We start from the raw sequence: 286 nt of genomic DNA, 5'->3' as shown, positions 1-286 counted from the left end.
CCTCGTTTTTTATATGGTTCTAAATCCTCTTTATAATACAGCTCGCAGAGATGATAGGCATCAATGACATCTGTTTTGACCTTGCGTAAACTGGAACTTTTCGCCCGATAAGAGATAAGAGGATTGATGATAATTAATAAGTAACCTTTTTCCTCAAAGTATTGTACAACGGGGATATGATAATGCCCTGTTGATTCCAAAACGAGGGGAGGCTTTACTCCTGTTTTCATTTCTATTTCTCTTACAAAATAGTGAAGGGACTGCAGTCCTTCCATGGTATGTGCCA

General features: G+C 38.5%; 1 protein-coding gene. It reads right to left on the bottom strand.

Features of this window, described 5'->3' with window-relative positions; translation table 11 throughout:
* Positions 1 to 286 (bottom strand): IS110 family transposase (locus KW850_RS34620; RefSeq protein ID WP_256358585.1); only part of this gene is annotated, 286 nt, incomplete at both ends.

The sequence above is a fragment of the Bacillus sp. sid0103 genome (assembly GCF_019219025.1).
Note: the sequence above shows the minus strand (reverse complement) of the source record. Positions and strands in the feature narration are given on the sequence as shown.